This is a genomic window from Acinetobacter sp. FY683, assembly GCF_059515885.1.
Genome location: NZ_JCAKNA010000030.1, coordinates 17,296 through 27,723 on the forward strand (window position 1 = coordinate 17,296; position 10,428 = coordinate 27,723).

Sequence of the window (10,428 nt, forward strand, 5' to 3'; positions counted from 1 at the left end):
TTTAAATTTAAAAACACCTCATACTTTGTACTAAATAGTATATGGCTTACGTTAAGAAAATTTATGTAAATTACAAAGATTGTTCAACTCAAACGACCTTGGTCTTGCCTTGCATCCTAACCGAGAAAGGAGTCATTATTTCTCATTTACGTTATTTGGCTTGGTTTAATTCAAAAAGCGAATCATGGAAAGAACGATCATGCTATGCACTCAGACTTTTACTGAAGTATATAAATTCTGTTCCACAAATAGAAAATGCTACTAAATTACTCAAAGCTTTCACTGAGGCACTAATTACAGGCACGATTGATCCAACTACCCGTACTGATGCTCTTGATCTTTATTGGCGACCACGTACAGTAAGAGATACTAATAATCTATTATTTCATATTACGCATTACACAGATTTTCTGATGTTGCAGGATGAACACTCAACAATTCGAGTAAATCCATTTCGTAAAGCGACAAGTTATGAAGAACGCTTAAATTGGTGTGCTTATTACCATAAGCAAGCAAAAGTTTTTCTAAATCACTTAACCAAGAAAGATCTTTCTTCACAAAAAGTGCGGTTAGTTGGAAGTTATAGAGAAGATTTAATTGATTTTGAATATGCTGTACGTTTCCCAGAAGATCAAATTGAAAGACTTTTATATCTAGGTTTTGAAAAGAATGGGGTGATTGATTATAAATCCCAAGCTCTCACTATGTTAATGAATTATGGTGGTCTAAGAAAAAGTGAAATTTTTCATATTTATACTTCAGATATTACTTTAAATCCTAACAAGCCTAAAGAAGCCCTAGTTCGTGTGTATCATCCTGAATTAGGTGCCTCTCCAGATCCTTATTTCAAAAACAGACGAGAATATTTATTAACCAAAACTTCTTATAAACCACGGAGTAATTATTTGTTTTCTGAAAGACTGTATGCTGGATGGAAAACACCATTACTGACTTCAAAATTGGGCTATTTTGAAGTCGTTTTTAATCCTCCAGAAAAGGCTAAAGAGTTTTTATTAATCTGGGCAAACTATCTCAAATATCAACGTGTAGAACCCTTAAAAAGCAATCCACACCCTTTTGCATTCACAAATACGTTGGGTGAACCAGAAACCATAAAAAATTTCCAACGATTACATAAAAAGGCGGTTGAACGAATAGGTCTAACTTGTAAAAAAAACCTTGGCACAACTGAACATGGTCACCGACATGCTTATGGCTTTCGCGCACGTCAAGCTGGCTTAAATCAAGTTGAGATTCAAAAAGCTATGCATCATAAAAGTCCGACTTCTTGCCTTGTTTATATCAAACCAACTTTAGAAGAAGTTCAAGAAAAGTTGAGAGAGATCAAATGATAAAACCTCAATCAATTCAAAAAATTGAAAATAAGCGATTTAATAAAGAGTTTTCAACGTTCCCTGACCTAAACTCTCTAAAGCAATTTTGTAAAGATAAAGGCATTACAAATTCTGTTCTCTACAAACAAAAATATAGAGAGTATGGGCTGCCAGCACATCCCGAAAGAATTTATGATGAGTGGATCAGTTATAAAGATTTTTTTGATATTACTGCTTTTATTTCATACCAAGAACTAAAAAAATTAATTGAAAATAAAGATCTGAAAAATGCTAAAGAATACAAAAAATTTATTTTAAAACTTAATGATGCTAGCCTTCCCCTAGATCCACAAACCGCATATGTTGATGAATGGGAAAACTGGTATAAATTCTTAGGAAAAACAGAACCATTTAAACCTGATTTTATTTCACCAAGTTATATAACTTGGGCAATTAAAATCAAAGAGTTTATGACTAAAGCTCGTGGTGGTGGGACTAAAGTAACTCAACTATGTCGTTTTGTACGTCTTTATATAGAACAATTCGATAAAAGCAAAACACCTCATGCTTTTCTTACACAAGAAAAATTTGATATTAAGCCCTTCAAGGATATTCGCGCAAATATACAATCTGAAGCAAAGAGAAGGAATCTACTAGTTCATGTTAATGAATTCTTAGATTACATTATTGATAATGATCTAACGATTGAGGATGACGAAACAGGTGAAATAGTAAGAATTGATAATGCTCATAACCCATTTTCCCTTTTGCTAAGTCAAGAAAGTAAGTCTAGTAGCTCAAAACCTGATGAAACGACCAAGCCATGCTTACCGTATCATTTCGTCAAAAAAGCCCAAGAATGGATTATTTCCTCTAATGCAAAAAACTTCCAAGATTTAGAACATCTACATAAATTCGATGCAGACTGGGTGAAAGTAAGCTTTGATCAGTTAGATTTACATGATTTAGACTGTGTTTATCGTGTAGTTGATAATCAGGCATATTTATGGTGCCCAACTGATTGGATTCATACTTATGCACTTACCAAAGTTCCTTTAAGGGGACGACAAATTGCCTATAATGATTCTGGCGAAGCTGACGAGTATATTGCTGATTTAGATCAGCAAAACAAAATCATTTGGAAAAAAAATAATTCTCCACTTTCTGGTTTAACGAAAGAACAATCATTCATTAAAAGATTGCCTGATGGTCAAACAGGAATGTTTACCACTACAAATAAGACAAATAACAATGGTCAAGGTTACATAATTCCCTGGATCCCCGAAGATTTAGCATATTGGCTAATTAGACTACGAAAATGGCAACAAAAATATAATCCAATTTCATATCCTAGTGCTTGGATTGATTGCCAAAGAACAAATTTAAATGAGGTACAAAGAAAAGCCAAAGGATTAAATTGTTTTCTTTTTAGACGCTTTAATGATTTTGAGGCAGCGAATGTCGGAAATGCATTAACCCCGAGATTGGCAGCTGCTCTTTATAATATACAGCCCTCAAATCTTTGCTTGACTACACTTGAAGGAAATAGAGCAGTTTTAGGTGCATATAAGTCTAAATATACACCCCATAGCATGCGTGTAAGCCTCATTACGGCTTATGTGCTTGAAATGGGTATGCCAATTGAAATCGTGATGAAAATCGTGGGTCATAGCTCCGTAATCATGTCGATCTATTATTGCAAAGTTTCCAATCATGACATTAGAACTCGATTAGAAGAAGGTGAGAAAATAGCCTTAAAATCTGAAGTTGAATCTATCCAAAGGACAATTGAGCAAAATAAAATTGAAAGTGTTAAAAACCAATTGGTTGGCAATAATTTAGAATTACTGCAAGCTTTATCTAATGAGGTTCCTGCAGGTAATTTTATTTTTAGAGATTATGGTATTTGCCCTTTTGCAGCTTCAAGGTGTGAGGATGGTGGTGAGTTAATAAAAAGTAGTTCATTCTATACCCCTACACCTCAAGGTTATTTAGGAACTCAGAATTGTATACGTTGTAGACATTTCATTACTGGACCTGCCTTTATCGGAGGCTTATTGGCAGTTACCAATGAAATATTACTCCAATCCAATGATCAATCTGAAATATGTTCCAAACTACAACTGAAAATCAATCAAATTAATCAAGATATAGAGAATATCGAAAAAGAAGAATATATCGCCAATTTGAAAAGAGAAAAATTTGAAGGTGCAGCAAGCAGATCCAAGCTTGAGACTGAACTTCGAAATTTTGAATCAGAATATGAAACAGCTGCTAAAAAATTGGATATGCTTTTATGCGATATCCAATCGGCTTATAGTCATATTACGAAATGCCATAAGCTCATTAATAACAATGCATTATTAGAGAATACAGATACATTATCGCTAATTACGGCTTCAAATGCAGAGTTAGTTTTAGAAATGGAAGAAGTTAGCCACTTTCAGCAATTACAAGAAGTTTGTGACAATGCTGTCATTTATAAATCTTGTAATGCAGATCAAGCTATTTATCCTAGGAGTCAGCTCATTGATAAAATGGCAATGTTTAATGAAATTATGCCTGCTTTGTTCATGTTATCTAAAGAACAGCAACTTTCAGCAGGCAACCAAATTTTTAAATTATTGATGAGTCGCCTCAAATCTTGGGATAAAGTGCAAAGTGTTATGGATGGAAAGCTTAAACTAATAGAACTTTCTGAAACTGAACAAATTTCAAAATCAGAGATTGAACTCATTCTACATAATTCACCAAATTTGATTGAGGTAAGTCATGAATCCTGAAGAGTTATTACATAAATTAAAACATGGATCATCACTTAAAATCCAACAGTCACTCGATGCAATCTATGAAGTATGCATTGAGCAACAGGAACGTGGAATTCAGGATTTTTCTGTCAGTACGATTGCTAATTTAGGATTTAATAGAGGAGTTCCTAAAGCGCAAAGCATTAGAAATAAGACTGGTGAAAAATATAGAGCACTGATTCAAAGCTTTGTAGATGTTTCATTACAGAAACCTAAACTGACTAAACCATCGCAAGTAGATAATGCGTGGATTGAAGAAATTCAAAATCCCAAGCATCAATTGCTTGTACGCATTATGGCATCTGAGTTAAAAGAAGCTCAACAAATGATCCGTGAAATCATCCCTCCCAAACAAAGGATTGATATTTATGATCATAAGAATATGATACCTGATGAATCTTTTAAGCTTTCTGATCAAGAAGTACGAGCATTACACTATTTATTGTCTACAGATTTCCAAAAAAAATGGAAATTAAAGCCTACAGATTATGGTGAGCTTGTAGATGAGTCGAATAAGCCAGTTTTTAAAGTGTCAACATTAGATGCCTTACGCAAGGCTTTGGAGTATTTGTCTTGAATCGTAAATTATTAACGGCTGAAGGCTATCAACGTTTACAAGACGAGTTAAATGATTTGGTTCGTAAAGAACGCCCTGAAATTACTAAAATTGTGTCTTGGGCAGCAAGTCTCGGCGATCGGTCGGAAAATGCTGATTACATCTACAATAAAAGAAAGTTACGTGAAATTGATCGTAGAATTAGATACTTAACTAAGCTTTTTGAAGTTGCTCATAAAGTTGAATATAGCCCTGAGCAAGATGGTAAAGCCTATTTTGGTGCGTGGGTGGAATTGGAAAATGATGAGGGAGAGACTATTAAATTTCGCATCGTTGGAGATGAAGAAATTTATGGTCGTAAAGACTATATTTCGTTGCAATCACCTATCGCAAAGGCTTGTTTAGGTAAGTCTGTAGATGATGAAATTCAAGTAAATACACCTACTGGCAAGAAAAATTGGTATATTTGCCAAATTGAATATAACCAATAAATGGTTATATTCAAATGCATACTTCTAGCATCTAATAATTTCAAATTGTTCGCTAAATTTAGGCTCATCCTCAACTTTCAATGATGGAACTGAAATAAAAAGTTTATTTTTGGCACGACTTATAGCAACGTAACGAATACGATGCTCTTCTGCCTTAGGATCACCTAATTGAGGAGATAATATAAAATTTAGTTCTTCCTCTGACTTTAATACAAGTAAAACATTATTAAACTCATCACCTTTAGATTTATGAATAGTCTTATTAAGGCTCATATCATCAGGAATATTTATACACATACTTAGTTGATTATAAAGTGTATTTTCATAAAACTCCTTAACCTTACCACGACTTACCTTAGTAAGAGGTGAATGAAGTAGATTCTGTATAATTTCAATAAAATTTATTAAATTTTCATTTTTATACGAATCGTATTCTCCAATTAGGGTCGAAATATATTCTATGGATATTGAAATATTATAATGGCTCCTTGGGAATATTTTTTCTAACTCTTTAAATGCTTCTTTAAATTTTTTTTCTCTCACTAATTCAATAGCTTTGATACTACTACAAACTGCTTGTTTTCTATTTCTATCATTATCTATTTCTAATAGACTTTCAAACAGATTATCAATATTAAATGTATTATCTAGTTCATTTTGTAATGCTTTAGCAGTAATGTTATCTCTTGACAAGGTGTAAAAATCTTCATCAACACATAATTTTCGTACTTCCTGAATGCTGTTTTTCGTACTGCCTACTATTAAACAAGGGTTTTCACCATCTACTTCTCGAACAGGTTCTTGAGTTAAATCTGATCTTATAAAATTTAGGACTTTTATAATTTTTATTGTGCTACGATTATTTTTTAAGATTTGATAATGGGACATTCCATCTAAACTAAAACTTAAAAAAAGTCCTAACTCAGCTCCCTGAAATTTATAAATAGATTGGGCAGGGTCACCTATGCATCCCACTATAGTCTCTGTTTCCGCAATTTTTTCAATAATTAAAAGTTGAATTGGATTGCAATCTTGGAATTCGTCAATAAAAAAGTATGGGAATTTAGCCCGAACTACCTCTAAAATGAATGGATACTGTTCAATTAATTGATAACTAAAGAATAAAACATCATCATGATGGATATTTCCTAATTTCCAATGTTCTTTTCTATATTCAATATAGCTATTTTTTTTAATACTTATATTTGTAACCTTACCTAGATAAGTTTTATTAATTGGAAGACCTAAAAATAATTCACCACTATCCGTCATTTGCCATTGAATTGCATCCAAAGCTTTTAAAATGTTAGCTTTTCCTTTTAGTAACGATTGCTGTGATGTTGACTTCAGCCAATTACTTATCTTGCTATGTGAGTGATTAAGTTCATCATGCCCATCAAGTTTGGAATAGTCTAAGTCATACTCGTCTGCTATCAAAAAAGCATATGGTTTAAGAATATGACGATATAGAAAACTATGAATCGTTGAAACATCTACTAGGATTGCTGAAGTACCCAACCTATTCAAAATAGTTTCAACAGCTATATTCGTATAAGTGATACAGGCAATTTTCCGTACTTTACCAAGCCGATTTGAGTGATGAAGCACATTTCTTATATGTTCAACTAACCAATGTGTCTTACCTGCTCCAGGACCAGCACTAACTTTAAAATGATGCTCAATATCATCAAGCCTTTTATTGGAATCTATCTGAATTATTGACATAAAAATTCAATAGCCTCTTTAATGTAAGTAGGGACAATAAAATCTTTAAAATCAGCTGTGCCTTTTTTTTCTAAATTTTCTTCTAATATTCTTGCTAATTCTAAAGCATTCTCACCTTTTCCTACTGAGTTTAGATAACGTGCGGCTATAATAGCTTGAATTTTATTATCACCTGTCCATTCTGGTTTTGAATTAGCCCGAATATTTTCAATAATTCGCTTATTTTCATCATTTTTAACTTTTAAAAGAGCAATAATATCATCTAGGGTCTTATTTTCTTTATGTGCTACCATCAAATTTTTAATTTCATTTTGGTTTGACATAAAATCAGTGACCAAAAATTCTGCCGTAGGATTTGCTCTTAATATTTCATATTCTAATGTTTTTCCTAAAATATTATCTGGACTGAAAAATGAAATATTAGGATGTGCCTTGTAAGCACTAGGGCATATATTTTGTTTATATTCAAATTCAAGAGGGTTTAATTCAAACTCAAATGGATAACATTTTTGGTAATTCAACCTTTCTTCTAATAAACTATCATCAGCTGTAGTTGCTGTAGTTGCTGTAGTTGCTGTAGTTGCTGTAGTTGCTGTAGTTGCTGTAAGTTTTATTTTTTTTCGCTCTGGGTCAATATCTGTAATACATGCAACTTTTTTTAATATGGTATTTGGAACATTGCTATCAAATAAATGTAGAAAATGCGTGAAATACCTACCACCAACATTTACTACTGCAACATGATGATCTTCTAACGATTTGCCAATATATCTAGCAAAAATAGACATTAGTAATTGCTCAGCAATACCTTCTACAAATAAAATTTTCTGGGCAAATAAAATATCTGATTTCGTAGCATCTAGAAACCTTTGTACATATCTCTTACTCTGTCCATCACTAGGAAAAATCTTATCAGGGTAGCTAACTTTTGTATCTTCTGCTTGTTTATACAAGCAAATAATTTCTGAAAGTGAAACCGCAGATGTAATATGGGTGGAGTGTGAAGTTACGAAAATTTGTCGTACTTTACCTTCTTTTTTATTCTTCTTTAAAAATTGTAGGAACTTATATTGCATTGCTGGATGGAGATGGGCTTCAGGCTCTTCAATAACTAATGCTGAAAATACTTTTGCATTATCACCCATATACTTTCCGTCAGAATTTACTTGCATTTTTGCAAGTAATAAAGACATGAAAATTAGATTGTTATAACCCAAACCATTATGAGTTGCTGGTATTTTAATCCCTGTTTCATATTCAATAATTAATCTTAGGAAAGAAAACATTTCTATATCTGAAATATTACCTTCAAAATTAGGTTTAGCCTTATTAAATGAAGCTCCTGTTCCATCAGCATAAGATAATATTTGTTCTTTCCCTAATTCCATACGCTTTTGAATAGAATTAATTACTGGTTCAATGTCTGATAAAAAGTTATTTTTTCGTGTTTTAATTTCTGTAATTTTATTTTCTTCAGATTTTATGGAATCACTTTTAATGTCATAGTCCATGAAGAAATCAAATACATTTTTTAATAATGTATTTTTCCCAGTTAGCATATCCCTTTCTACATCTCGGATCGCATCTAAGAATTGAAAATCAAACTTGCTGAGTGATTCCCCATCTGCTATAGCATGATTAGCAATCTCGCCACCGTAAATTTTATAAGAATAAAGTCGTATAAATTCATTTTTTATTGTTTTCCATGCAGTATTTCGACAATTTTCCTGAGTTTCATCAATTTCTGACATGGCTAAGATATATTTAGGAACTTCTTTTTCTGGAAGAAAAAATTCATAAGTCAATTTAGCCTCAAAATCAGATTCTAGCTTAGTCAGCCAATTTGCAATCATAGCTAAATCATCTGGTAATGAATCACATCCTTTTTTTAAAGTGACTTGAATACTTATCTTCGGGGGGGATATCTTTAGCTCTGAAAATGCAACATTTTTATTAAAGTCATCTACATCTAATCTTTTATTTTTATCAGGATTTACAACTAATGAAAGAGCTGTCAATAAATTAGTTTTTCCAGCATTGTTATGACCAATTATTACATTTACACCTTCATTAAAACTTATTTCTTGATGTTTAAAATTACGAAAATTCTCTATTTCGATCTTTGATATAAACATTTATCCCTCACCCAAAAAATTATTTTAAAGTTTACTCTCAAGTATTTTGAATTAAATAAGACAACACTTAGTAGTGTTGTCTTATTTAACAATTTTAATTTGTTAATAAAATCTGATTAATCTGTTCTTGTAAACTACGTCCAACTTCATCTTGCTTTTTAGCCATCAAGAATATTCGTTTGCTCTGACTGTCCTTAGCCCATTGTTTCCCGATAGCATTCTTCACACGAGCATCATCAGCAGTATCTAAATGACTACCTTTGTACTCCAAAACAAAAATAGAACCATCAACCAATTCAGCTACAAAGTCAGGGTAAAAATAGTCTTTTTCAGTTGGTAGCGGCTTTGTTGCACAAACCTAGCATGGAAGGCTTATTCAGCAATATAATTTCAAAATGAATAAACCTGCCCCTAAAATCTATCGTACAACCAATTGGTCATCCTATAATCGAGCCTTAATCAACCGGGGTAATATTTCCATTTGGTTTGATCCAAAGACCCAGTGGTATGCACAATCACAAGGCAAGCAAGGTCGAAATCAGACCTACTCCGATACAGCGATTCAATGCTGCTTAATGATCAAATCTCTATTTCGACTCTCTTTACGTATGGTCACAGGTTTTGTTCAAAGTCTGATTAAACTCTCTGGATTAGATTGGACAGCGCCGGATTACACTACGCTTTGCAGAAGACAAAAACATATTGATATTGCGATTAGCTATGAAAAAAGTAGTGATGGTCTGCATCTACTCGTAGACTCTACTGGTTTGAAGTTTCTAGGTGAAGGTGAATGGAAATGCAAGAAACATGGGGCTGAATATCGTCGTCAATGGCGTAAGCTGCATATTGCTATAGATGCTAAAACTCTTCAAATACGTGCTGTACAGCTCACTACAAATGATGTTGGTGATTCTCAAGTACTTGAAGATTTACTTTCTCAAATTCCCTTGGATGAGAAAATTGATTCTGTTTATACAGATGGTGCTTATGACACAAAGCATTGCCGACAAGTCATTTTAGATCGAGATGCACATGCGATCATTCCACCGAGGAAAAATGCAAAGCCTTGGAAAGATCAGCAAGCGAGGTCTATCGAGCGGAACGAGTTATTAAAGACAGTCAAACGTCTAGGTAGATCGCTTTGGAAAAAGTGGTCTGGTTATCACCGTCGGAGTTTGGTTGAAACGAAGATGCATTGCATCAAATTATTAGGCGATAAATTAACAGCAAGGAGTTTTCCTAGTCAGGTGAATGAGATCCACGCACGCATGGCAGTCTTGAATAAATTCACAGAATTAGGTCGTCCTCATACCCAAGTTGTCTCTTAAATTTGGCTCACCTAGGGGAGCTCAGCCTTTCAAGCCTTTATGCAACAAAGCC

Annotated in this window: 7 protein-coding genes and 1 pseudogene; 5 read left to right on the forward strand and 3 right to left on the reverse strand. The window is 33.1% G+C overall.

Going from position 1 to position 10,428, the window contains the following annotated elements:
* The first annotated feature begins 41 nt into the window (after positions 1–41).
* From gmtY to greB, 4 genes are read left to right on the forward strand one after another with little or no spacing between them, the layout of a single operon-like run.
* Complete coding sequence (gmtY, locus tag AC5YDH_RS12750) at positions 42–1,352, forward strand: gamma-mobile-trio recombinase GmtY (protein ID WP_496120056.1); 1,311 nt, start codon at positions 42–44, stop codon at positions 1,350–1,352.
* Entirely contained in the window at positions 1,349–4,117 is a 2,769-nt protein-coding gene (gene gmtZ / locus AC5YDH_RS12755; RefSeq protein WP_496120058.1) for a gamma-mobile-trio integrase GmtZ, read from the forward strand. The genes gmtY and gmtZ overlap by 4 nt, the downstream gene beginning before the upstream one ends.
* On the forward strand, positions 4,107–4,718 hold the full coding sequence (gmtX, locus tag AC5YDH_RS12760; RefSeq protein WP_496120060.1) for a gamma-mobile-trio protein GmtX: 612 nt from the start codon (positions 4,107–4,109) through the stop codon (positions 4,716–4,718). Before gmtZ ends, gmtX begins: the two co-directional genes overlap by 11 nt.
* Positions 4,715–5,188: a transcription elongation factor GreB gene (greB, locus tag AC5YDH_RS12765; protein ID WP_200482117.1), complete on the forward strand. Its 474-nt coding sequence runs from the start codon at positions 4,715–4,717 to the stop codon at positions 5,186–5,188. Before gmtX ends, greB begins: the two co-directional genes overlap by 4 nt.
* A gap of 24 nt (positions 5,189–5,212) precedes the next feature.
* Here the strand turns inward: greB and AC5YDH_RS12770 are convergent, their stop codons facing one another.
* The 3 genes and pseudogenes from AC5YDH_RS12770 to AC5YDH_RS12780 form a co-directional block, all read right to left on the reverse strand.
* Positions 5,213–6,913 (reverse strand): UvrD-helicase domain-containing protein, encoded by a 1,701-nt coding sequence (locus tag AC5YDH_RS12770; protein ID WP_496120063.1) that lies wholly within the window; start codon positions 6,911–6,913, stop codon positions 5,213–5,215.
* Positions 6,904–9,048: an ATP-dependent nuclease gene (locus AC5YDH_RS12775; RefSeq protein WP_496120065.1), complete on the reverse strand. Its 2,145-nt coding sequence runs from the start codon at positions 9,046–9,048 to the stop codon at positions 6,904–6,906. Before AC5YDH_RS12775 ends, AC5YDH_RS12770 begins: the two co-directional genes overlap by 10 nt.
* Before the next feature lie 94 nt (positions 9,049–9,142).
* Positions 9,143–9,388 (reverse strand): annotated as a pseudogene (locus AC5YDH_RS12780) (hypothetical protein); the annotation flags it as partial.
* Between the two features lie 55 nt (positions 9,389–9,443).
* Between AC5YDH_RS12780 and AC5YDH_RS12785 the strand changes: the two are divergent.
* Positions 9,444–10,376, forward strand: a complete 933-nt coding sequence (locus tag AC5YDH_RS12785) for an IS5 family transposase (protein ID WP_496116183.1) — start codon at positions 9,444–9,446, stop codon at positions 10,374–10,376.
* Positions 10,377–10,428: the final 52 nt, after the last annotated feature.